Origin of the sequence: Nocardia sp. SYP-A9097, assembly GCF_009649815.1 — a bacterium.
Lineage (GTDB): Bacteria > Actinomycetota > Actinomycetes > Mycobacteriales > Mycobacteriaceae > Nocardia.
Genome location: NZ_WJIC01000017.1, coordinates 21,234 through 47,611, shown reverse-complemented (window position 1 = coordinate 47,611; position 26,378 = coordinate 21,234). Strand labels below are relative to the sequence as shown.

Annotated in this window: 7 protein-coding genes; 3 read left to right on the top strand and 4 right to left on the bottom strand. The window is 68.7% G+C overall.

The features are described from left to right. Nucleotides 1–100 precede the first annotated feature (100 nt). From GFY24_RS28055 to GFY24_RS28045, 3 genes are read right to left on the bottom strand one after another with little or no spacing between them, the layout of a single operon-like run. Nucleotides 101–6,292: a type I polyketide synthase gene (locus GFY24_RS28055; RefSeq protein ID WP_153808120.1), complete on the bottom strand. Its 6,192-nt coding sequence runs from the start codon at nucleotides 6,290–6,292 to the stop codon at nucleotides 101–103. A gap of 5 nt (nucleotides 6,293–6,297) precedes the next feature. Further along, nucleotides 6,298–14,715: a type I polyketide synthase gene (locus GFY24_RS28050; RefSeq protein ID WP_309231437.1), complete on the bottom strand. Its 8,418-nt coding sequence runs from the start codon at nucleotides 14,713–14,715 to the stop codon at nucleotides 6,298–6,300. Nucleotides 14,716–14,775: 60 nt separating this feature from the next. After that, nucleotides 14,776–22,641 (bottom strand): type I polyketide synthase, encoded by a 7,866-nt coding sequence (locus GFY24_RS28045; protein WP_153808119.1) that lies wholly within the window; start codon nucleotides 22,639–22,641, stop codon nucleotides 14,776–14,778. A 525-nt stretch (nucleotides 22,642–23,166) separates the two neighbouring features. Here GFY24_RS28045 and GFY24_RS28040 point away from each other — a divergent pair. The 3 genes from GFY24_RS28040 (at nucleotide 23,167) to GFY24_RS28030 (ending at nucleotide 25,713) form a co-directional block, all read left to right on the top strand. Next, on the top strand, nucleotides 23,167–24,042 hold the full coding sequence (locus tag GFY24_RS28040; protein WP_153808118.1) for a LysR family transcriptional regulator: 876 nt from the start codon (nucleotides 23,167–23,169) through the stop codon (nucleotides 24,040–24,042). Between the two features lie 63 nt (nucleotides 24,043–24,105). Then, nucleotides 24,106–24,639, top strand: coding sequence for a cupin domain-containing protein (locus GFY24_RS28035; protein WP_153808117.1), 534 nt, complete (start codon nucleotides 24,106–24,108; stop codon nucleotides 24,637–24,639). Between the two features lie 552 nt (nucleotides 24,640–25,191). Next, nucleotides 25,192–25,713, top strand: a complete 522-nt coding sequence (locus GFY24_RS28030; protein ID WP_153808116.1) for a hypothetical protein — start codon at nucleotides 25,192–25,194, stop codon at nucleotides 25,711–25,713. Nucleotides 25,714–25,728: 15 nt separating this feature from the next. On the opposite strand, the gene GFY24_RS28025 is transcribed toward GFY24_RS28030, so the two are convergent. Next, nucleotides 25,729–26,343: a TetR/AcrR family transcriptional regulator gene (locus GFY24_RS28025; protein WP_153808115.1), complete on the bottom strand. Its 615-nt coding sequence runs from the start codon at nucleotides 26,341–26,343 to the stop codon at nucleotides 25,729–25,731. Nucleotides 26,344–26,378 lie beyond the last annotated feature (35 nt).

The window sequence follows — 26,378 nt, the reverse complement described above, 5'->3', positions numbered from 1 at the left end:
GAAGGAAGTGGCCCGAGCACCTACCGCTTCACCGAGTTCGGGTGTGCCCGCTGAACTCCGCCCGGAGCGGGGCTGAGCGGTCGGAGCTGTGCTGCGACGGTCAGGATTCCAGGATCTCCAGCCATGTGCGGATGGCGTCCGCGGTGGTGGGGCCGTGTTCCTCGAGGGCGGTGAAGTGGTCGCCGGGGATATCCGAACTCCCGTGCGGCACCGGCCAATACGCTCGCCAATCGCGCGGGCCGTCCACCGTCGTTCCGGGCAGTGGAGTCTGTGCTCGCAGTAGGTGGATGGGTATGTGCACGGGCTCCGGTCGCCACTGCGCGAACAGCCGGTTGTAGGTGCCCATGGTGGTGAGGCGCTCGTCCTGCACCGCCAGTTCGAATCGATCCACCCGGTCGAGCATTCCGGTGATCATCGACCCGATCCACCACTCCATACCGGGTTGGGTGGCGGCGTCGATCGGGTAGCTGTCCACCAGGAGCATGCCGCGCGGTGCCACGCCCTCCTGTTCGAGCGCGACGGTGACCGCGTGGGCGGCGCATCCGCCCATCGATCGGCCGAGCACGACGAAGGGGCGATCCCCCACCGCGGTCTTCAGGCCGTCGATCCCCATGCGCACCAAGGTGTCCACCGAATCCGGCAGGTCGTCACTGCCCGCAGTGAAGCCCGGCCAGGGCACCACATGGAAGTCTCGCTCACCGCGGAATCCCTGCGCCATCCTGGAGTATTCGTGCGGTCCGGAAATCGCGCTCAGCGCCGGGAAGGCCACGATGGCGGTGGCCGCCGGGCCCGAGGTGAGCCGAATCGGGTTCAGCGCGTGCCGCTTTCGGTCTTCCACCGGGAAGGTCGTGCGAACGTGGGAGGAGGCGATCAGCAGTGCGGCCGCCTCGGCGTGTTTGCCGCCCTCGTGCATGCGACGGTGGATCGCGGCCAGTCCGGTCGGGCCGGTCCGGGTGGCCGGTCCGACCGCGGACGGACCCTGATCCACCAGTGTCGCGAGGTAGGCGGCGAGCGCGTCCGGGGTCGGGTGGTCGAAGGTCAACGTCGCGGGCAATCGCACTCCGATGGTCCGGGTCAGGCCGTTACGCAGTTCGACGGCGCTCAGCGAATCGAGACCGAGCTCGACCAGCGCACGGTCGGCGGCGATCGAGTCCGGGGCCGGATGTGCCAGTGCCGCACCGATTTCGGCACGCACCACGCCCAGCAGCACGCGATGCCGCTCCGCGCTGTCACTGCCCGCGAGTTCACGCAGCACCGACCGCGATTCGGCGGCGGTCCCCGCGACCCGTCGTGGCACGCGGACCAGTGACCGTAGTACCGGTGCGGTCGAGTCGACTTCGGCACGCCGGGACAGCGCCTTGCTGTCGAAGCGCGCCGCCACCAGCACGGCCCGATCGGCGCGGGTCGCGGCGTCGAACAGCGCCAGGGCGAGCGGGGTCGGCAGCGCGCGCAACCCGCCGCGCGCGATACGACCCCGGTCGGCGGCGGTGAGATGAGCGGTGGTGCCGCTCTCGCGTTCCCACAGTCCCCAGGACACCGATACCGCGGGCAGACCCTGCGACCGACGTTGTGCCGCAAGCGCGTCCAGGTCCGCATTGGCGGCGGTGTAGGCGCTCTGCCCGGGTCCGCCGAGCAAAGCCGACACCGAGGAGAAGAGCACGAACCGCGACAGGGTGGTCGAATCCCCGGTCAGCTCATGCAGATTGTGCGCGCCGGTGCTCTTGGGGGCCAGCACCGCCGCGAGACGTTCGGGGGTCAGCGCATCGAAGAGTCCGTCGTCGACGACGCCCGCCGCGTGGACGATGCCGGTCAGCGGCCTGGCCTCGGGAATGGCGGCGAGTGCTGCCGCCAGCGATGCGCGATCGCCGATATCGGTGGCGCGCACCTCGACCGTCGCACCGGCGGTCTCGAGTTCGGCGATCAGCTCCTCGGCACCGGGGGTCGTTGTTCCGCGGCGGCCGAGGAGCAGCAGGTTCCGAATCCCGTGCGCGGACACCAGGTGCCGGGCGATTTCGGCACCGAGTCCGCCCAGACCACCGGTGATCAGTACGGTTCCGTCCGAATTCCATACGGCGGCTTCGTCTTCCGGCTGCTGATCCCAGCGGCTCAGCCGTGGTACCAGAATCCGTCCCGCGCGCAGCACCGTCTGGGTGTCGCCGTCGGCGCTGAGCGGCAGGACACCGGGCAATGCCGCCAATGATTCGTCCGTGTCGTCGATATCGGCGAGCAGTGTGCGTCCCGGTCGCTCCGCCTGCACCGCGCGCACCAGCCCCCACACGGCGGCCACTCCGGAATCCGGAATCTCCGCATCGTGCGCCGCGACACCGTCGCGCGTGAGCACGACCAGCGGCACGGCATCCAATGCCGCTGCGGCGAGCCAGCTCTGGAGGACCGGCACCAGATGATCGAGGCTGTCGGCGGGTAGCACGACGATATCGGGGGCGGTTTCCCCGGCGGCGATCGCCGCCGCGAGGGCATCGACGTCCGGGACGCGGTCCGCGCGATGCCCGATCAGCCGCAACCGGTCCGGCAATTCGGTATCCGTATCGCCGAGAATGATCCACGAGGCGAGTGCGGCGGTCTCCGCACCCGATTCGATCCAGACCTGCTCGAACAGCGCATCACGCAATTCCGAACGCGCGGAACGCAATTGTTGTGCCGATACCCGGCGGGCGACCAATGCGTCGATGGTCAGAACGGGTGATCCAGTGGGATCTGCCGCCTGGATCGTCACGGTGTCGGGACCGGTGGGTGCGATCCGGACGCGCAGGGCCCCCGCACCGACGGCATGGAGGTGAACTCCGTTCCAGGCGAATGGAAGCCGGTTGTAACCCGGCGGAATATCGGCGAGCGCGCGCAACGCGGACAGGTGGACGGCGGCGTCCAGCAGGGCCGGGTGGATCGCGAAGCTCTCGGCATGTGGCTGCTCGGATTCGGGCAGGGCCACCTCGACGTACAGTTCCCCGTCGCGCTCCCACGCCCGGCGCAGCCCCTGGAACGCGGGGCCGTAGGCCAGACCGGTGGCGAGCAGGGTCGGATAGATATCGTCCACGCCCACCGGTTCGGCACCCTCCGGGGGCCAGACACCGAATTCGAAGTCGGGCTCGGCATTTCGGGTGTCGACTACGGCGGTGGCGTGGCGGGTCCACGCGCCGTCGGAGCTGTTCGCGGGGCGCGAGTGGATGCCGATCTCGCCGGTGCCGTCGTCTCCGGCCGGGGTCACCGCGACCTGGATGTCGACGGGGTCATCGGTCAGCACCAGCGGTGCTTCCACGATCAGTTCCTCGATGCCGTGCGCGCCCACCTCGGCACCGGCACGCGCGGCCAATTCGAGCAGTGCGGTGCCGGGCACGATCACCGTGCCGAGTACCGCGTGATCGGCCAGCCAGGGATGTGTGCGCAGCGACAACTGGCCGGTGAGCAGGACACCGCCGTCGGCAGCGAGGGAGACTGCGGCACCGAGCAGTGGGTGGGTGACCGCCGTGACGCCTCGCGCGGTGCTGTCCGAGCGCGTCGCGACCGGGGCCGCCCAGAAGCGCTGCTCCTGAAAGGCGTAGGTGGGCAGGGACACTCGCGGCCTGGCCGGTACGATCGCGGACCAGTCGACATGCCCGCCGTTGGTGAATACGGTGGCCGCGGCGGTGAGCGCGGTGGTGGCTTCGTCACGCCCGCCGCGCAGCGTCGCCGTCACCGCCGCCGCGTCCTCGTCCTCGTCCTCGTCCAGGCTCGCCGAGATCATCGGCGTCAGCACGGCATCGGCACCCGCCTCGATGAACGTGCCCACACCCAGTGCACGGATCGTGCGGACGGCATCGGCGAAGCGCACCGTGCCCCGCAGGTGCCGCACCCAGTACCGCGGGTCCGCCAGTTCAGCACCGGTTATCCGAGCGCCCGTCGAATCCGAGATCAGGATCGCCTCGCTCGGCTCGGCGAATATCAGTTCGGCGACAACGCTTTCGAATTCGGCGAGCACCGGATCCATCAGCGCCGAATGGAATCCGTGCGATACCGTCAGGCGTTTGGTCCGCCGACCTGTGGCCGTCAGCTCGGCGGCCACCCTCAGGACGGGTGACTCGGCACCTGAAACCACCACGGCGCGTGGTCCGTTCACCGCGGCAATCGATACTTCGGTGCCGCCGTCTCCGGCGACCCGCGCGATGATCTCGAGTACTTCGGCTTCGGTGGCTTCGATCGCGACCATCGCGCCGCCGGACGGCAGCGCGCCCATCAAACGCCCGCGCGCGGCCACCAAACGCGCCGCATCGTCGAGCGAGAGCGCTCCCGCCACATGCGCCGCCACCACACCACCGATGGAATGACCTGCCACGGCGGCGATTTCGATGCCCCACGACCGCAGCAGTCGGAACAGTGCGGTCTCGACGGCGAATACCACCGATTGCGTGTACACCGTCGAATCGATCAGCTCTTCGGTGCCCGGCGCGCCGAAGGCGACGTCCCGGATCGAAAACTCCACGCTGGCACCGAGATATCGATCCAGCAGCTCCGCGGCCGCGTCGAAGGCCGCACGGAATACCGGAAAGCGTTGGTAGAGCTCGGCTCCGGCTCCAGACCGTTGACTCCCTTGTCCGGCGAACACCACGCCGACCGTGCCGGTGACGTTACCGGTGCCGGTGACCGCGCCGGGCACCACCTTGTGCTCGGCTACCGCCCTCAGCGCCGCCCGCGCTTCGTCCCGGTCGGATGTCAGGACCACGCCCCGAGATTCGAACACGACCCGCTCGCGGACGAGGGATGAGGCAATCGAACCCATTTCCGCGCTTTCGTCGGCGGAGAGCAACCCCGCGAGCCGGTTCGCCTGTCCCCGTAGCCCTTCCGGTGAGACGCCCGAGAACACGAGTGGCAGTACTCCGGTCTGTCCGGGTACCCGCTGATCCGCGGAGGGCTCCGGCGCCGGTGCCTGTTCGAGGATGACGTGCGCGTTCGTGCCCGACACTCCGAAAGCGGAAACCCCGGCCCGGCGGGGCCGCCCCGTCTCGGGCCAGGCTCTGCCCTCGGTCAGCAGTTCCACCCGGCCGGAATCCCAATCCACCAGTGGCGACGGCGCATCGAGATGCAGCGACCGCGGCAGCCGGCTCCGCCGGATCGCCTCGACCGTCTTGATCACCCCGGCTACACCCGCCGCCGCCTGTGCGTGACCGATATTCGATTTCAGCGAACCCAGCCAGAGCGGTTCGCCGTCCGTGCGTGACCCGTAGGTCGCCAGGATCGCCTGCGCTTCGATCGGATCACCCAAAACGGTCCCGGTGCCGTGCGCCTCCACGGCGTCGACATCACCGACACCCAGGTCCCCGTCGGCGAGCGCCGCGCGGATAACCCGTTGCTGCGCGGGGCCGTTCGGGGCGGTCAAACCGTTCGATGCGCCATCCTGGTTCACCGCGGAACCCCGCACCACGGCCAGCACTTCATGGCCGTGGCGCTGCGCGTCGGACAACCGCTCGACCAGCACGACGCCCACACCCTCGGCCCAGCCGGTGCCGTCTGCGCTCGCGGCGAACGCCTTGCACCGGCCGTCGACGGCCAGACCGCGCTGCCGGGAGAATTCGGTGAAACCGATCGGCGTCGACATGACCGACGCCCCGCCGACCACGGCGAGATCGACATCCCCGGAGCGCAGCGCCCCCACCGCGAGGTGCAAGGCCACCAGCGACGATGAGCACGCGGTATCCACCGTGACGGCGGGCCCTTCGAATCCGAAGGTGTAGGCGATCCGCCCGGAGACGACACTGCCGAGATTATTGATCGCCAGATATCCCTCGAGGTCCTCCGGAATGGGGTCGAGCCTGGACCCGTAGTCGTGCCCGGCCAGTCCGGCGTAGACACCGGTTCGACTGCCCCGGAACGCATTCGGGTCGAGTCCCGCGGTTTCGAAGGCTTCCCAGGCGGTCCGCAGCAGCAGCCGCTGTTGCGGATCCATCGACAGCGCTTCCCGGTGTGAGATGCCGAAGAAGTCGGGATCGAAATCGGCTGCGCCGTCGAGGAATCCGCCCTGCCGGGTGTAGGAGGTGCCGGGCTGGTCGGGATCCGGATCGTAGAGTGCGGCGAGGTCCCAGCCGCGGTCGGCGGGGAAATCGCCGACCGCGTCCCGGCCCTCGGAGACGAGCTCCCACAGCTGTTCCGGTGTGCTGATGCCGCCCGGGAGCAGGCAGGCGGTGCCGATAATGGCGATCGGTTCGTGCGCCCGCGCCTGCACCTCGTCGAGGCGCTGTTGCAGTTTCTGTTCCTTGGCGATCGAACGCTTCAGGTATTCACGGAGTTTCGCTTCGGTGGCCATATCGGTCAGTTCCTGTCTACCAAGTCGAACAAGTCGTCGTCGGAGGCGGAATCGAGATCCACCGCCGAATCGGGTGCGGACCCGAGGCGATCGGCGAGAGCGCGCAACCGGTCCGCGAGCGCATCGGTTTCGGTATCCGTGCCCGCGGTGGTCAGCGATGCTTCGAGTGCGCGCAGCACCTCCTCCACATCCAGCGGACCGCTGGGGGCGATGTCGGGCAGCGCGGAGACCACGTAGTCGGTCACCGCTTCGGGTGACGGGTGGTCGAAGATCAGGGTCGCCGGGAGTTGCAGACCGGTCGCCGCGCGCAGCCGGTTACGCAGATCGACCGCCGTCAGCGAATCGAGGCCGAGGTCCCGGAACGCGCGCGTCGAATTGACCTCGTCACCGCTGGAATGTTTGAGTACCGCAGCGGTTTCGCCGCGGACCAGTGCGAGGACGGCGGTGCGCCGCGCGGGTCCGTCCAGCCCGGTGAAGCGGAGCAGCGGTGGTGGTGCCACCGATTCCTCGACACTGGGCCGATTCCGGTCGGCGCGGTCGTCGCGGCGCGAGGCCGATCGGTCCGCATCGATCCAGTAGCGGGTGCGCTGGAAGGCGTAGGTGGGCAATTCGATGCGCTGCCCGTGCTCGGCGAGCGATACCGTCCAATCGACGGGCACGCCCCTGGTGTAGACGGACGCCAGCGAAATGGCGAACCGCCGGAGCCCGCCGTCGTCGCGACGGAGCGTGCCGACCACCGCGGTCGCGGGTGCCCCGGCCGCCTCGAGGGTCTCCTCGATGGGGGCGGAGAGCACGGGATGCGGACTGATCTCGATGAAGGACCGATACCCCTGTGCCGCGAGCTCGCGCGTGACCTCTTCGAAACGCACTGTGCCACGCAGATTCTCGAACCAGTAGGTGCCCGTGAGGGCGGGTCCCTCGATCCACTCCGCGGTCACCGTCGACAGCATCGGGATTTCGGGGGTAGCGGGCCGAAGCGGGGCCAGGACTTCGTCGAGTTCGGTGCGGAGCACGTCCACTCCGGCCGAGTGGGAGGCGTAGTCCACCGCGACCCTTCGGTTGCGCACACCATCCGCGTCGAGCTTGGTCAGGATTTCCTCGACGGCGGCGACCGCGCCGGACAGCACCACCGATGTAGGCGAATTCACCACGCCCACTGATACTTGTCCGTCCCAGTCCCGCACCAGTTCCGTGGCGGCTTCGGCCGAGAGCGATACCGCCGCCATCGCGCCGGGAACCGATCGGACCGCGATCGCCTTGCTGCGCAGGGCCACCACCCGGGCACCGTCCTGCACCGACAGGGCTCTGGCGACCACGGCCGCCGCGATCTCACCCTGTGAATGGCCCACGACCGCGGCCGGCCGAACACCGTTGGCGCGCCACAGTTCCGCGAGGGCGACCATCACCGCCCACAGCGCGGGCTGGACGATATCGACCCGGTCGTTATCGACCGCCGCGTCGCCGAGCAGGACCGCCAGCGGCGACCAGTCGACGTACTGCTCCAGCGCGGTAGCGCATTCCTCGAGCCGTCGCGCGAAAACCGGTGCGGTCCGGAACAACTCGGTCGCCATACCGAGCCATTGACCGCCCTGTCCGGGAAAGACGAAGACCGTCTTGCCTGAAACATCCGCGGCCGCCCGCACGACGTGTTCGGGCAGATGGTCGCCCGCCGCCAAAGCATCCAAACCGGCGCGCAATTCGGCATCGTCGGCACCGAGCACCACGGCGCGATCGGAGAGAGTGGCCCGGCTCTCGAGCAGGGTGCGAGCGATGTCCGAGGCCGCCGGATCGGGCCGGGACCGCAGGAATGACGCCAGCGCGACGGCCTGTCCGCGCAGGGCGGCGGGGCTGTGCGCGGACAGCACCCACGGCACGGGGACCGCGCTGACGGGCGTCGAGACGACGGGTGCGGCGGCGAACACGGGTGGTTCCTCGATAATGACGTGGGCATTGGTGCCGCTCACGCCGAAGGATGAAATGCCCGCCCGCCGTGCGCCATTGGTCCGCTCCCATGGTTGCGGATCGGTCAGCAGCCGCACCGTCCCCGCGGACCAGTCCACGTGCGGGGTCGGCTCGTCGATGTGCAAGGTCTTCGGCAGTACCCGATTGCGCAGGGCGAGAATCATTTTGATGATGCCCGCGCCGCCGGCCGCGGCCTGGGTGTGCCCCACATTGGATTTGAGCGATCCCAGCCACAGCGGACGGTCGGGTGTGCGCTCTGCGCCGTAGGTGGCGATCACGGCCTGCGCCTCGATCGGATCGCCGAGTGTGGTGCCCGTACCGTGCGCCTCCACCACATCGATATCGGCGGCGGACAATCCGGCATTCGCGAGGGCCTGCCGGATCACCCGCTGCTGGGCCGGGCCGTTCGGAGCGGTCAGCCCGCTGGAAGCGCCGTCCTGATTGATCGCCGACCCGCGCACCACCGCCAATACCGGATGGCCCGCTCGCTGTGCGTCCGAAAGCCGTTCCAGCACCAGCATGCTGACGCCTTCGCTCCATCCGGTGCCGTCGGCCGCGGCCGCGAACGCCTTGCATCGGCCGTCGGGTGCGAGCGCGCGCTGACGGGAGAATTCGACGAAGGTCGCGGGGCTCGACATGACGGCGACGCCACCGGCCAGCGCCAGATCGCTCTCCCCCGAACGCAGCGACTGGGCGGCCAGATGCAGGGCGACCAGCGATGACGAGCACGCCGTGTCGACACTGATGGCCGGACCCTCGAAACCGAAGGTGTAGGCGATACGACCACTGGCGATACTGCCCGCACTGCCGTTGACCAGATAGCCCTCGAGGTCCGCGGGCGCGTCCTGGATATGCGGGGCATAGTCGTGATACATCGTCCCGGCGAAGACGCCGGTCCTGCTGCCACGCAACGAAGTCGGATCGACACCGGCCCGTTCCAGGGCCTCCCACGAGGTTTCCAGCAGCAGCCGCTGCTGCGGGTCGGTGGCCAGCGCCTCGCGCGGTGAGACACCGAACAGTCCGGCATCGAAATCGGCTACGTCGGTGAGGAATCCACCGTGTCGGGTGTAGGACGTACCGGCGGCGGTGGGGTCCTCGTCATAGAGCGAGTCCAGGTCCCAGCCGCGGTCGTCCGGGAATTCGGCGACCGCGTCACCACCGCTGTCGAGTAGTCGCCACAACGCCTCTGGGCTCTCAATTCCGCCGGGAAGCCGAAGTGCCACACCGACAATCGCGATCGGATCGGCGGTCGCGCCCGTACCGTGTGCCACCGCGGTCTTCCGCGCGGTGTCGCCGAGCAGCCGCGAGCGCAGTAGTTCGGCGATCGATTCGGGCGTGGGGTGGTCGAAGGTCAGCGTCGCCGGTAGGCGCAGACCGGAGACCGCCGCCAACCGGTTGCGCAGCTCGACCGCGGTAAGTGAGTCCAAGCCGAGCTCGGTCAGCGCCCGATCGGCGCGAATGCCCGCCGGGTCCGGATGATCCAGTGCCGCCGCGGATTCCCGGCGGACCAGCTCGAGCAGGAAGTCGGCCTGCGCCGCGGCGGAGAGTCCGGCCAGGCGGGCAACGAGACCCGAATCACCGTGCTGCGCGGCGGTTTCCACCTCGACACGGCGACGTGACGGGCGAATCAGCCCGCGCAGCAGCGACGGTGGATTTCCGTCCACCCGCGCCAGGTTCGCGAGATCCAACGGGGCCGGGACCAGCAGTGCGCGGTCGCGGTGGAATACCGCTGTGTCGAACAGTTCCAGCCCCCGGTCGGTGGCCAGCGCACGCACGCCCTGCCGAGCCAGTCGAGCCCGGTCGGCCTCGGTGAGATGCGCTGTGACGCCGCTGGACTCGGCCCAGAGCCCCCAGGCCAGCGAGGTCGCGGGCAGCCCCTCGGACCGGCGGAGCGCGGCCAGCGCGTCCAGTCCCGCGTTCGCGGCCGCGTACGCCGCCTGACCGGCCGTGCCGAGCAGTCCGGCGACCGACGAATAGAGTACGAACGCGGCCGGATTCCGGTCGCGGGTCAGCTCGTGCAGGTGCCGCGCGCCCAGCAGTTTGGGTGCGAGCACCGCGTTGATGCGCTCCGGTGTCACCGATTCCAGTACGCCGTCATCGACGATGCCCGCCGTATGGATGACGGCGGTCAGCGGATGTTCGGCGGGCACCGCGGCGAGCACTCGCTCCACGGCGGCACGGTCACCGACATCGGCGGAGACAACGAGCACCCGCGCACCGGAAGCACGCAGTGCGGCAACCAGTTCGGTCGCGCCCGGGGCCGCCGAACCGCTCCTGCTGACCAACAGCAGACTACGGACACGGTGCCTCGCCACCAGGTGGCGGGCCAGTGTCGCGCCGAGTCCACCGGTGCCACCGGTGATCAATACCGTGCCGTCGGGATCCCAGCCGGGCGGTGTCCCCGCCTCGGTCGAGCGCGTGAGCCGCGGCAGATAGGCCCGCCCCTGCCGCAGCGCCAGTTGGGTTTCACCGGCGGCCTGTGCGGCGGCGAGCGCCGACTCGAACACCGCGGCCGATCGATCGCTGTGATCGGTGTCGATGACCGTCACCGCACCGGGGCGTTCGGAATTCGCGACTCGCGCCAGACCCCAGATCGGGGCGGCCGCGAGATCCGGGCGGTCACCTTCGAGGACGGCGATCGCCTCGCGGGTGCGCACGATCACCGGGTCGTCGGTGTTGGCCGCACGCAGGACGGCGAGCGCCGCATGCACCGGTGAGCCGGTATCGGACTCGGCGATCCAGCGTCGGTGGTCCGAGACCGCGACCGGAGCGTCCGGGACGGGCAGCTCGATCCAGCTCACTTCGAACAGGCCGTCGTCGACTGCCGGGCGAGGGGTCGCCGCGGCGCGCAGTGTCAGCGAGTCCACCGTCAGCACCCGCACTCCGGCGATGTCGGTGGCGATCAGATCGGTGAGGCCGTCCTCGGTCGCGGTGAATCGCACGCGGAGTGTGGTGGCTCCGGTCGCATGGACGCGAACCCCGGTCCATACGAACGGAATTCGCGGCGCGTCGGTATCGGGGGAAAGTACCGCGACCGGATGCAGAGCGGCGTCGAACAGCGCGGGATGCACCGCGAACGCGCTCGGTCGCGCCTGGTCGGCCTGCGGCAGCGACACCTGCGCAAAGACCGAATCCCCTTGCCGCCAAACCGATTCCAGGCCGCGGAACACCGGGCCGTACTCCAGCCCGGCCGCCTGGAGCCGCGCATAGGCATCCGTCAGGTCGACGGTCTCGACACCGCTGGGCGGCCACGACTCCGATGCGACCTCGACCAGGGTCCGCTCGTACTCGCGAATCCTGCCCACCGCGTGCCGAGTCCACGGCCCTTCGGGTTCGCCCGCGTGACGGGAATGAATTTCCACGGTGAATTCGGTGCCCGATCGATGCGCGGCGACCTGCACCTCGAGCGTCGTGTCCGGCCGCAGCACCACCGGTGCCTCGATGACGAGTTCGTCGACAATGTCGGCCGCGACGAAGTCCGCGAGGTGGATCGCCAACTCCACCAACGCGGTACCGGGCACATAGACGGTGCCCGCAACCACATGATCGGCGAGCCAGGGATGGGTGTTCAGTGCGAGCCGTCCGGTCGCGACCGCGCCGTCTTCGGAGGCAAGGCGCAACACCGAACCCAACAGGCCGTGATCGCCGTGCTCGCCGGAATGGCCGCCGACCCGCGGTTCCACGGTCGCCCAGAACCGCTCGTTCCGGAAAGCGTAGGTGGGCAACTCGATTCGTGGAGCCTGCGGGATGATCGCGGACCAGTCGACATGGTGGCCCTGGACGAACACCGCGGCCGCGGCCGACAGCACCGTCGATTCCTCGTCCCGGCCCTTGCGCAGCGTCGCGGCCGCAATGGCTCCGACGTCTCCCACGCTGTCGGCGAGCGTGGCTGAAACCATCGGTGTCAGGACCGCGTCCGCGCCCAACTCCAGGAAGACCGCGATGCCCGAATCACGCATGGCGCGTACGGCATCGGCAAAGCGCACAGTGCCACGCAGGTGCCGCACCCAATAGCGCGGATCCGCCAGCTCCGCCCCCGTGACCGGCGCACCCGTGGCGTCCGAGATCACCCGCGCGCCGGTCGGCTCGGTAAAGGTCAGTGCGGCCACGACCTGTTCGAACTCGGCGAGCACCGGATCCATCAGCGCGGAATGGAATCCGTGCGACACCGCCAGCCGTTTCACCCGGCTACCGGCGCCCGACAGTCGCGCGGCCAGGTCCAGCACCTGTGCCTCCGCGCCCGAGACCACCACGGCACGTGGGCCGTTCACCGCGGCGATCGATATCGCGGTCGTGCCGTTGGCATCCGGGAAGGCCGCAATCGCTTCGCGCACTTCGGTTTCGGTGGCCTCGATCGCGACCATGGCTCCCCCGGCGGGCAGCGCACCCATCAGGCGGCCACGGGCGGCGACCAACCGTGCCGCGTCCTCGAGGGACAGCGCTCCCGCGACATGCGCGGCCACTACACCACCGATGGAATGCCCTGCCACAGCGGAGATCTCGACGCCCCAGGACTCGAGCAGCCGGTAGAGCGCGACCTCGACCGCGAAGACCACCGATTGGGTGTAGACGGTCGAATCGATCAGTCCCGCGGTGCCGGGCGCGCCGAAGGCGACCGCCGCGACCGAGTGCTCCACGGCTCCTGCGAGATAGCGGTCCAGCAACTCCACGGTCGCGTCGAAGGACTCGCGGAACACCGGGAAACGACTGCGCAGCGCGGCCCCCGCACCGACCCGCTGACTACCCTGCCCGCCGAATACGACGCCCACGCTGCCCGGGAGGGTCTCGTCCGTCCCGCTGACCACACCGGAACCAGTCACGCCATCGGCGAGCCCGGTCAGCCCGGATGCCAGCGCGGCCCGTTCACCGGCGATCACCACCGCCCTCGACCCGAACACCGCGCGGTCACGCACCAGCGACGAGGCGATCGACCACCGCTGCGAGTCCTCGACGCCGGTCACGAACTCGCCCAGCCGTTTCGCCTGTGCGCGCAAGGCGTCCGGCGTGGAGCCGGTCACCACGTACGGCAGGACCGAGCCTGAGACGGGGGGCGAAACCGAGTCGGGCACTGCACTTTCGGGAGCCTGTTCCAAGATGACATGGGCGTTCGTCCCCGAGACACCGAAGGCCGATACCGCGGCCCGCCGCAGTCGCCCGGTCCCGGGCCACACCTGCCGCTCGGTCAGCAGCGCGATGCGGCCCGAGTCCCACTTCACCAGCGGTGACGGCTCATTCACGTGCAAGGTCGGCGGCAGCTCCCCGTGCTGGAGCGCCAGCGCCGTCTTGATCACCCCCGCGATACCCGCGGCGGCCTGGGTGTGCCCGATATTGGATTTCACCGAGCCAAGCCGGAGCGGTTCGGTCCGCCCCTGCCCATAGGTCGCCAGCAGCGCCTGGGCCTCGATCGGATCGCCGAGCGCGGTCCCGGTGCCGTGCGCCTCGACCGCGTCCACCTCCGCCGCGCTCAGGCCCGAATTCGCCAGCGCTTCCCGAATGACCCGCTGCTGCGCCGGACCGTTCGGTGCGGTCAATCCATTCGACGCGCCATCCTGATTGACGGCGGTTCCACGTATCACGGCCACAATGCGATGGCCCAGCCGTTGGGCATCGGAAAGGCGCTCCACCAGCACCACTCCGGCTCCTTCGGCCCAGCCCGTCCCGTCCGCTCCGGCTGCGAACGCCTTGCACCGGCCGTCGGCGGCCAGACCCCGTTGCCGCGAGAACTCCACGAAGATCGACGGCGTGGCCATGACGGTGGCCCCGCCCGCCACCGCGAAATCGATCTCCCCCGCTCGCAGTGCCCGCACCGCCAGATGCAGTGCCACCAGGGACGACGAGCACGCGGTGTCGACGGTGAGCGCGGGACCCTCGAATCCGAAGGTGTAGGCGATCCGGCCGGACAGCACGCTCGCGGCGGTCCCGGTCACCAGATAACCCTCGACATTCGCGGGCACCTCGCCCGGGCCGGTGACATAGGTCTGCCCGTTGGTGCCGGTGTACACCCCGGTCCGGCTGCCGCGCAGCGTCCGCGGATCGATTCCGGCGTATTCGAAAGCCTCCCAGGTTGTGTGCAACAGCAGGCGCTGCTGCGGGTCCATGGCGAGCGCCTCGCGGCGGGAGATGCCGAAGAAGTCCGGGTCGAAATCGGCTGCGCCGTCGAGGAAACCGCCACGGCGGGTGTACGAGGTGCCGATGTGGTCGGGGTCCGGGTGGTAGAGCGCGTCGGTGTCCCATCCGCGATCCTCCGGGAAGTCGCTCAGCGCCTCGCGCCCCTGCGCCAACAGTTCCCAGAACGCCTCGGGGGTGTCCGCGCCGGGGAACCGGCAGCCGGTGGCGACGATGGCGATCGGCTCGTGCCCGGCCTCGGTGACCTCCCGCAGTTCCGCACGCGTCTTGTACAGTTCCGCGCTGACCTGCCGCAGCAGGCGGCGCAGCTTATCGTCGTTCGCGACGTCGTTCACAGCAATGCCTTTCGAAAAGCATGGGTAGAGCTGGGCATTGCTGCCCGATGCGGAGCGGAGTCAGGAGATGCCGAGTTCGGCGCCGATGAATTCGATGAGGTCGTCGTCCGAATCGGTCGACAACCGATCCGTGCGGTCCGCCGCGGATCCGGGCGGCGACCAGGTCCGCGAATCCACCAGTCGCCGTATCCGATCCACGGCGACGGCACGCTCGTCGTCGGAGATACCGGGGCCGGTGAGCGCCCCCGCGATCCTCTCCAGATCGCCTAGTACGGTGTCCAGCACGCTCGACTCCTCCGGAATCAGCAGGCGCACAATCAGATCCGTCAGCTCGGGGACCGTCGGATGGTCGAAGACAACGGTCGCGGGCAGGTCCAGCGTGGTGACCTGCCCCAGCCGATTGCGCAATTCCACCGCGGACAGCGAGGTGAAGCCCTGATCGCGCAGACTCCGATCGTCGGCGACCGCGGCCGCCGAGGTGTGGCCCAGCGCGGCGGCCACCTCGGTACGCACCAGCGCCGAGACATACCGCGTGCGCTCGGAGACACCGAGGGCGGCCAGCCGATCAGCCAATCCCGCAGTGCCACTGTCGACTTCGGTGGCAGGCTGGGCGGTCGGCTGGAGTTCCTCGAGCAGTCGGGTCCGGGACGACGGCACCGCCGCGGCCCAGTCCACATCCGCGACGACGATCCGGGTCTCGTCCGCGGCAACGGCCCGTTCGAGCGCGTCCACCGCCAGTTCCGGATCCATCGGTCGCAAACCGCTACGGCGCAGCTGCTTTCCGGCCTCCGCGCCGGCGATCCCGGCACCGTCCCAGTGCCCCCAGGCGATCGAGGTGGCGGGCAGGCCGAGCGCACGCCGGTACTCGGCCAGGGCATCCAGGGTCGCATTGCCGGGACCGTAGTTCGCCTGTCCCGCACCGGTGTCGATTCCGGTGATGGACGAGAACAGCACGAACGAGGACAGTGCGAGATCCGCGGTCAGGTCGTGCAGGTGCCACGCCCCGCCGACCTTCACTCGATGGACCCGGCGGATCCGCTCGCGATCGAGGCCGTCGACCAGCGCGTCATCGAGCACGGCGGCGGTGTGCACCACATCGGTCAGCGGTCGATCAGCCGGAATTCGCGCCAGCAGCGCGGCTACCGCCGAGCGGTCGCCGATATCGCAGACGTCCACGGTCACACGGGCGCCCAGGCCCGCGAGTTCGGTGACCAACTCCGCGACACCGGGGGCGTCCGGACCCCGTCGGCTCACCAGCAACAGGTCCTGGACGCCGTTGCGCGCGAGCCGCCGAGCCACCTGGGCACCGAGCGCCCCGGTGCCACCGGTGATCAACACCGTGCCCCTCGGCCGCCACGCTGTGACGGCTCGATGGTCCGGTCGCGCTCGTACGAGCCGTCTGGCCCACGTATCACGGTCGCGCACAGCCAGTTCCCGCTCACCATCGTCGGACAGCGCCTCGATCACGCGGGCGGCCAGCCGCTCGTCCGGTTCGGCGGGCGCGTCCACCACCCCCGCTGTCCGGACAGCCCGCTCCACGGCCGCGGCACCGGTGAAAGCCCAGTGCCAAGACTGTTGCGGGGCACGGACCCGATCGTCCGCCGAAACCGCCACCGCACCCGCGGTGATCACCCGGAAGTCCACGGCGAGACCGAGATCCGATATCGCCTGCACCAAATTCACACCGGCCACCAGGGCCTGGGTCCCGGCCGGATCCGGTTCCGCCGCGGCCAATGGCAACAGCGAGACGATCTTGGCCACCGGACTCGGCACGGCGGCGATGGCCACCGCGAACTCGCCGCGACCGGCGGTCGCCGGGTCGACCTGCACCGTCGTGGCCGTCGCGCCGAACCTCCGCAGGGCTGCGCCGATACCGTTCACCCAGCGGTCCGCCGTGCCGTCGTTCGCCGACACCAGCAGCCAATGATCACCCGACTCCGGCCCTTGGCCCGCAACCGGAATCGACCGCCAATCCACGCGGTAGGTCCAGGAATCCAGCAGTTCGCCGCGATCATGATGGCTCCGCCAGGCATCCAGTGCGGGCAGTATCGTCCGCAGCGCGGGCTCGCCGATCCCGAGCGCGGCCGCGAGTGCGTCGGCATCGTGTTCGCGGACCCGCTCCCAGAACCAGCCGTTGCCGGGGTGCTCGGCGGGTACGGTGGCCGCCGGGGTGTCGATCCAGTACCGCTGTCGCTGAAAGGCATAGGTGGGCAGGGTGGTTCGTGGCGCCGGGGGCACGATCGCCGACCAGTCGACGGTGTGCCCGTGCGTGAATACCGTTGCGGCTGACTGTAGAAGACTCAGCACCTCGGAGCGTCCGGTCCGCAGGGTTGCCACGGTGGCCGTGCCACCGGCGGGGTCGTGCTGAGCCAGCGTCGCCGACACCATCGGGGTCAGCACCGCGTCCGCACCCACCTCGAGGAACAACCCCGCGCCCGCCTCGCGCAACGTGCGCACGGTATCCGCGAATCGCACGGTCCCGCGCAAATGCCGCACCCAGTACTCCGGATCAGCGAGCTCAGCGTTATTCAGCACGGCACCCGTCGAATCCGACACCACCGTCAAAGTCGTTTCCCCGAAGGACAATCCGGCGACGATCGTGCGGAACTCGGCGAGTACCGGGTCCATCAGGGGTGAATGGAATCCGTGCGACACCGCGAGGCGCTTGGTGCGACTTCCGGTCCGCGACAGCCCCTCGGCCACCTCCTGTACGGCCGCCGAAGCCCCGGAAACCACCACCGACCGCGGGCCGTTCACCGCCGCAACCGAGATACCGGCGGCCCGGACCTCGCCCGGCAGCCGCGAAATCGCGTCGAGCACTTCGCTTTCGGTAGCCTCCACCGCGACCATCGCCCCGCCTGCGGGCAATGAGCCCAGCAGTCGGCCACGCGCCGCGACGAGGTTCGCCGCATCCGCCAGCGATAGCGCACCGGCGACATGGGCGGCGACCACGCCGCCGATGGAATGCCCCGCCACCACCGCGACCTCGATCCCCCACGATTCGATCAATCGGAAGAGCGCGGTCTCCACGGCGAACACCACCGGCTGGGTGAATATCGTCGAATCGATCAGTCCATCGGTCCCCGCCGCGCCGAACGCGACATCGCGAACCGAGAATTCGACCGCATCGGCCAGACGCGAATCCAGGAGTTCCGTGGCCGCATCGAAGGCCGCACGGAAGACCGGAAAGCGTTCGTACAGTTCGATTCCCGCGCCCGCGCGCTGACTTCCCTGACCGCCGAACACGACGGCGACGCCGCCACCGGCGGAGGACGCCGGGCCGAGGATCACAGAGGGTGCCAATCGGCCGTCGGCAAGTGCCGCGAGACCATCGGCCAGTTCACGATCGTCCGCCGCGGTGACTACGGCTCGTGACCCGAACACCTCCCGCGTCCGAACCAGTGCGGACGCGAGCGCCGCGGGGCTCCATGGCGTTCTCGCGGCCTGGTCGGCCAGGAGTCGCGCCTGCCCGCGCAATGCCGCTGCCGACGCGCCGGAGATCACGAACGGCACTGCCGCACCGGGTAATTCGTGGACCTGGGCGGCAAGCGTGCCCGCCGCCTCCGGTGTCTCCTCGATGATCACGTGCGCATTGGTTCCGCTGATACCGAACGACGAGACCGCGGCCCGGCGCGGTCGCGCACCACGCGGCCACGGCCGCGGCTCGGTGGCCAGCTCGACCGCTCCGGATGACCAATCCACATGCGGTGATGGCTCATCCACATGCAAGGTCGCGGGAATCAGGTTGTGCCGCAGCGCCAGCACCATTTTGGTGAGGCCGACCGTTCCCGCCGCGGCCTGGGTGTGACCGATATTGGATTTCAGCGATCCGAGCCACACCGGTGCGGCGCGATCCTGCCCGTAGGTCGCGAGCAATGCCTGCGCCTCGATCGGATCGCCCAGCGCGGTCCCAGTCCCATGCGCCTCGACCACATCGACCTCCGACGCCAGTAATCCGGCGTCGGCCAGCGCATCCCGGATCACGCGCTGCTGGGCCGGACCGTTCGGCGCGGTCAGGCCGTTGGATGCGCCGTCCTGATTCACCGCGGAGCCACGAACCACCGCCAGCACCTCGTGTCCGAGCCGCCGTGCGTCCGACAATCGCTCGACCAGCACCAGACTCACCGCCTCGGACCAGCCGGTGCCGTCCGCACCCGCGGCGAACGCCTTGCACCGCCCGTCCGGGGCCAGTCCGCGCTGGCGGGAGAATTCGGTGAACATACCGGGATTCGCCATGACCGTGACGCCACCCGCGAGGGCGAGATCGGCTTCACCCGAACGCAGTGCCCGGACCGCGAGATGCAGGGCCACCAGTGCGGACGAGCACGCCGTATCCACGGTGAGCGCGGGGCCCGCCAATCCGAAGGTGTACGCGATTCGCCCGGACAACACGCTGGGCGATATGCCGGTGAGGCCGTATCCCGCACCGGCGTCGCCCATTTGGTGCAATCGTGGGCCGTACTCCTGCGGCGTGGCCCCGAGGTAGACGGCGGTTCGGCTGCCGGACAACGACTTCGGCACGATATCGGCGCGCTCGAACAGCTCCCACGCCGCCTCGAGCACGAGGCGCTGCTGCGGGTCCATCGCGGTGGCTTCGCGCGGCGATATCCCGAAGAAGGCGGCGTCGAACTCTCCTGCGGCCGTGAGGAATCCGCCACGGCGGGTGGAGCTCGAACCGGGTCGGTTCCCGCTCGGATCGTAGAGACCGGCCAGATCCCAGCCGCGATCGGCCGGGAAGTCACCGATCGCGTCGCCGCCGCGGGCGAGCAGATCCCAGAGCTGCTCCGGAGTGTCCGCGCCGCCGGGGAAGCGGCCACTCAACGCGACGATCGCGATCGGCTCGGTAGGGGTGGCAACGGGCCGGGCCGGGCCGTCGTCGGTCGCCGGGGCCGTTGTCCCGGTGGTCGACAATCGCGCGGCCAGATGTTCCAGGAGAGCGGCCGGCGTGGGAAAGTCGTAGACGGTCGTCGCGTCGATCCGGATTCCGAGAGCTCGACTCAGCGCCGTTGCCAGTTCGGCGGCTCCGAGTGAATCGAGTCCGAGCTCCCGATAGGTCCGCTGCCGGTCGATTCGCGACGCGTCGGCATGTCCGAGCACGGCCGCGGTCGTGGCGATCACGGTGTCCGCGAGTGTCACCGGCGCGGGCGCGACCGGCCGCGCCACAGCGGGTTCACCGGCGGCGGAGACCCGCACCGGATCCGCGAGATCCGTTGCGGTGCTGTCGATCCAGAAGCGCTGCCGTTGGAACGCATAGGTCGGCAACTGGATTCGCGGCGCACGCGGCACGATCGATGACCAGTCGACCGCATGGCCGTTGGTGAAGACCGTCGCCGCCGCGGTCAATGCCGTCGTGGCTTCGTCCCGCCCGTTTCGCAGGGTGACGGCGACGACCGTGGGATCGGATTCATCCGCGAGCACCGCCGAGATCGTCGGGGCCAGCACCGCCTCGGCGCTGACCTCGACGAACAGGTCGACGCCGAGCGCTCGCATGCCGCGCACCGCGTCCGCGAAGCGCACCGTGCCCCGCAGATGCCGCACCCAGTACGCCGGATCGGCCAACTCGTCCGGGGTGACCACCGCACCGGTGGAGTCCGAGACGATCGTCGCTTCGGCTCCCGCACGGGCGAAGTTCAGCCCGGCCACGACCGCTTCGAATTCCGCGAGGACCGGCTCCATCAGCGACGAATGGAACGCATGCGATACGGCCAGTCGTTTGGTACGGCGGCCCTCGGCCGACAGCGCGTCGGCCACCTTCGTCACCGCCGCCTCGATACCGGAGAGCACCACGGCCCGGGGACCGTTCACCGCCGCCAGCGACACCTCCGGTGCGATCGACTCGCCCTGATGTTTCGAAATCGCTTCGAGGGCTTCGGCTTCCGTGGCCTCCACCGCCACCATCGCCCCACCGGTCGGCAGCGATCCGAGCAACCGGCCGCGCGCGGCCACCAGGCGCGCCGCGTCCTCGAGCGACAGCACTCCCGCGACATGCGCGGTCACCACTCCGCCGATCGAATGTCCAGCGACGACCGGGATCTCGATACCCCACGACCGCAGCAGCCGGAACAGCGCGGTCTCCACCGCGAATACCACCGCCTGCGTGTATACCGTCGAATCGATCGCACCCGCCGTGCCCTCGACGCCGAAGGCCACCTCCCGCACCGAGAACTCCACGGCCCCGGCCAGATGCCGATCCAACGCCTCCACCGCGGCGTCGAATGCCGTGCGGAATACCGGGAACCGTTGATACAGCTCGACTCCGGCACCCGCCCGCTGACTTCCCTGTCCACCGAAGACGACCCCGACCGCGTGAGTCGCCGCCCCGGCGGGCACGACCGCGGGCAGCACCGTATCTCGCGCGAGTGCGGTCAGCCCGGCGAGTAGCGCATTGCGATCGGCCGCGAGAACCACGGCGCGCGTACCGAATACGACTCGATCCCGGATCAGCCCGGACGCGACCGACGGCCACGCCCATTCCGCTCCGCCATCGGAGAGGAAAGTGCCCAGCCGCGCCGCCTGCGCCGCCAACGCGGCGGGCGAAGCGCCCGACACCACGAAGGGCAGCACTCCGGTCAGCGCGGAGTCCGAATCGCTCAGCGCCGCAGGTACTTCCACTCCGCCGGCGGATCCTTCCGGGGAGGATACCCGTTCGACGATCACATGAGCATTGGTGCCACCCATCCCGAATGAACTGACACCCGCCAGCACCCGCCGGTCGGCATGCGGCCAGGGCTGGGCCGCGGTGACGACCCGCAGGTTCGTACCGGGCAGGTCGATCGCGGGATTGGGCCGCTCGTGATGCAGAGTTGCCGGAATCTTCCGATTCCGCACGCTCACAATCGCTTTCAGCAATCCGACCAGCCCGGCCGCGCCCTCCAAATGCCCCACATTCGGCTTCACCGAACCGACGAGCAGGGGATCATCGCCAGCTCGCGCACGCCCCAGCGCGATACCGAGCGCCTCGGCCTCGATCGGGTCACCAACCCTGGTTCCGGTGCCGTGCAGCTCGACATACTGAATATCGCCGGGCCGCAGGTTCGCTCGCGACAATGCCCGATCGATCACCGCCGCCTGCGCGGCCGCCGTGGGCACGGTCAGCGACGAACTCGCCCCGTCGTTATTGAGCGCGGTCGACCGGATGACCGCGTGCACCCGATCCCCCTCCGCGAGCGCCCGGTCCAGCGGTTTCAGCAGCAGCACGACCGCGCCCTCACCGCGCACATAGCCATCGGCCCCCGCATCGAATACCGATGCGCGGCCGCTGGCCGAGACGCCGCCGAAACGCTCGGCGGTGAGCGCACCGGTCCGCGTGAGATTCAGATTGGCCGCCGCTACGAAGGCCGCGGTCGACTCCCCGCTGCCGAGACTGACGCAGGCGGCGTGCACCGCGGCCAGTCCGGATGACTGCGCCGAATCCAAGGCCAGGCTGGCACCGTGCAGGCCGAACGTGTACGAGATGCGGTTCGCCAGCACACCACGACTCAACCCCGTCAGTGTGTGCCGGGTGATCGCGGTATCACCGGCCTCCTGCACCAGGGTGGCATAGTCGCTCGCGATGGCGGCCACGAAGACGCCGGTATCGGTGCCGCGCAGCGAACTCATCGGCAGGTTCGCGTCTTCGCTTGCCTCCCAAGCCAATTCCAGCAGCAGGCGCTGCTGGGGATCGATCGCGGCCGCCTCCCGCGGTGCGATACCGAAGAACTCGGCATCGAACTCGTCGACCTTGTCCAGGAAGCCACCGATCAGGCCCTCGATCCGCGCATCCGCGGTCAGCCGATCGCCGGACGGCGGGCCGATCGCATGCCCCCCGCTGCTCAGGAGTTTCCAGAATTCGTCCGGATCATTCGCCCCCGGCAATCGACAAGCCAGTCCTATCACCGCCACCGGGGAGAAACTCCGAATACTCCGTGACGTCTCAACTACAGACATTTATTTCCCTTGACTCAGGGGGAATTACCGCGCATTCGGGGCTACGCCGACCACCATGCTTTTCGCAATTGTGCAGCGGGCCTCAAACAAGCGGCAACTCGCTGTGAGCAGCTTCACAGAACATCGAATGGCCACCGAAACATGCTGTAGCAGAACCTTTTTCGAGAATCGATCAGACAATCCGATACCTGGCGATCCGGAACCTCGATCGCATCCGAAATACGATCGACTTCTATCAGAAATTGATCCGATCATTATGAATTCAATGGCGCGAGTAGCCAATTCGGCGACCAGGAACCGCATCGGGTAGGCATCGCGCGGCGGGATGACATCGGCGGAGGCAGCAGGGCGCCGAAACCGGGGTTCAGACAAGGGATTTCGGTCGCCGTCGCCGACCGGAGCCGATCGCCGGAAGCCCCCCGCGAACAGCCCGTTCCAATCTCACAGATTCAAAGGGTCCGCAGCGCGGGCGGAATGTAGTTGCGTTGTCCTATCCGAACGTCGAGGCGGAGACAGGTGGGCGGTATGGCGGATCCCTTGGACTTGTTGCATCTACAGACCCTGGTGGCCATCGCCGACACCGGCGGATTCCGGCGAGCTGCCGACGCCTTGCATCTGAGTCAGCCGACCGTCAGCCAGCACATGCGACTGCTGGAGCGGAGATTGAAGCGCACCTTGGTCGAAAAGGACGGCCGCAGTATACGTTTCACCGCCGACGGCGAACGATTCATCGTGGAGGCGCGCGCCTTGCTCGCCGCACACGACAAGCTGCTGGAGCGATTCGTCGCGGCCGATCCGAACCGGCTCACCATCGGGTCCACCGAGCACGCGGCCGACGGCCTGCTGCCGGAACTGCTCGGTGTGCTCCGCGGTGCCTATCCCGATGTGTACCTGCACTTTCGGATCGACCGATCGACCAGCCTCACCGAATCGGTCACCCGGGGCGCACTCGACCTCGCGGTGGTACTCGGCGGCAATGTCGAACCCATCGGCGCGGAGGTCGGTGAACTCCCACTGCGTTGGGTCGCCGCGCCGGGTTGGCAGTTGTCCCCCGTCGGTCCGATCTCGCTGGTCGCCTTCGATGAACCGTGCGGATTGCGCAAACGAGCGCTGCACCGTCTGACCGAACTGGGGTACAGCGTCTCGGTCACCGCCGAATCCGGCAACCTCGACGGCGTCATGGCCGCCGCACAGGCCGGCCTGGGAATCGCGCTACTACCCTTCCACGCCGCCGTCCCTCGCGGCCTGGTGGAGGTGGTGGATTTGCCGCCGATGGGCTGTATCGATATTCGCCTGGTCGCCCGGCGCGGACTCGGTCCCGGCATCGAACTGACCGCCGTCGAGGCGATCACCACGCACTACCGTTCGGTGACCGGTAGTCCACTGCAAGGAGTCGCGTAATGACCACGTGCACAGACACTCTGATCACCGTTGCGGAATTGGCGGACCAGATCGGCGGCAGCATTGCAAACCAGTCAACCGAAGGGATTTTACGTGACAGTGGATGAGCCACAGCCGGATTCGCCGGGGAACTGGAGAGACAATGGCGTGCGTGTCATCAAAGCCGATCAACTCGACTCGAACACGACCCAAACGCCGGGAATGACCCGTGCGGCCGCGATCGACGCCGCGCGCGTAGGCGCACAGCAGATCTGGGCGGGTACGGTCACGATCCACCCGAACGCCAGGACCGGCGCACATCACCACGGAGCGCTGGAGAGCGTCATCTACGTGGTCCGTGGCCGCGCGCGCATGCGGTGGGGCGAACACCTCGAATTCGTCGCCGAAGCAGACCCCGGCGACTTCATCTTCGTCCCACCGTGGGTCCCCCACCAAGAAATCAACGCCAGCACCGACGAGCCACTCGAATGCGTTCTGGTGCGCAGCGATAGCGAAGCGGTCGTTGTCAATCTCGACATCGAACCGACCGAAGAGCCGACCGCCGTCCCCTGGATAGACCCCATCCATCGGCATGCGTCCCCTTCGACGAGGTCGTGACCCGGAAGGCAACCAGCCCCGTGCTCGAAATACGGGACTACCTCTCGTGATTGAAACCAGGTTGTGGCAGCGGTCGCTGATTCTGATTCATGACCACCCTGGGTGCTGGCTGCTCGGTTTGAGCTGGCCGGGCCTACCGTGCCGTCCAGTCGCGAGAAAGCCTCGCTGACCCCCTGATCGCCGTACCCAAGCCGCGCGGGAGATGCGACCATCGCCGTCTGGTACGGATTGCACTGTGGCCGAGCGAGATACAGACTCGGCCGGCTGCGTGGCAAACCATGTGGCCGTCCGTCGATCCGAATCATCCTCTGCGCCAGTGGCCTCGGAGTGGGCGGCAATGGGAAGTAGCGGAAGTGTGCGACTTTCGGGTCGGTTACCGCGCTTGGCTGAGCGTGAACGCCCGGGCAAGCTGGAAGCGCACCCGGCGTGGCAGTCGCCGAGCCGATACCGTCACTGCCCTGACGAGTACGGCGGCTTCACCAGATCTCTCGCGCGGCAATCCAATTCACCGTGCCTGGTAGCCGCGCCGGGCGCCTTACCAGGAGGTGCCCCATGCAACGCCCCACCTCTCGCTCGTGGGATCGGCGACTGAACCTCGTCGGCGTCGTGGAGATCGCGCGTACCCGTCAGCGCGCGGTGTCCCATCATGCTTCGCAACCTGCCGAGCTGCCGCAGGTGCAGGAGATTTTGGACGCGGTACTCGGATCGGCAACCAGATCTACTGCGCGAGAACAACATACGCTCGCACTATGGGCCGGCGAGCTGGCCCATATCTGTTTACAAACTCAGGAGGACGAATTCGCGGGCGATGCCCGTTTGCGGGTGGCGAGGATCATCCGGATCATCGACCTCTGGGTCGAGGTCCACGTGCTGGAGCCCGGGGACATTCAGGTCATGCGGGGCGAAACCCTCGGATCGCTCATCGATCGGATAGCCGAAGTGGGCGCGGAGCTCTGCAACATCAAGAATTTGCAGACCACTGCCGAGACGTCGGCCTCTTGCCTCGAGCACAGACTCGATCGGCTCGCGAGAGAATATACGACCCTCGCCACCGTGCTCGTAGCTGGGCGTTAACGAAGAGAACTCGCCTCAGAGCGTGACGGCCGGCGCGGACTCCTCGACACCGGCGGCATCGAGGAGTGCGGTGGCCGTCGCGATGGCGAGCCCGTCGAGATCGTGTGCTTGCACGACCGACCGGACACTGGCTCCGTCGAAGACCAGGGTCAGTTGGCGAGCGAGTTGGACGGCGTCGTGCGCACCGCCGCGCTCGGCCTCGTACTGGAAGTACGAGGTGAGCCCGTCCTTCTGTCGTCGGGCGATCACGCTCGCCGGGTGTTCGGGCGACTTGAGCTGCACCGCGGCCGCGACATAGGGGCAGCCGCGAAAATCCTGGACCGGTTCCAGGTATTCCAATCGTTCGAAGACGTGCAGGATCCGCTCGCGCGGCGACCGATTGTCATCGTCGGCCGGGAGCAGGGCCGCCTGGTATCCGGGTGCGATGCGTTCCAGGCTAGCGGCGACCAGGTCGTCCTTGCTGTCGAACAGTTTGTACATCGAGCGTTTGGAGACGCCGGCGGCTTTGCACAGTGCGTCGACGCCGATATGGACACCCTGTTCGTAGAACAACTGCGCGGCGGTGTCGAGCAACCGGTCGCGGGTGGAGGCGACGCCGGGGGGTGCCACGGGCGGTGTCGGGTCGGTCATAGATCTCAGATTAGCCATTCCCTTGCGTTTTGGAA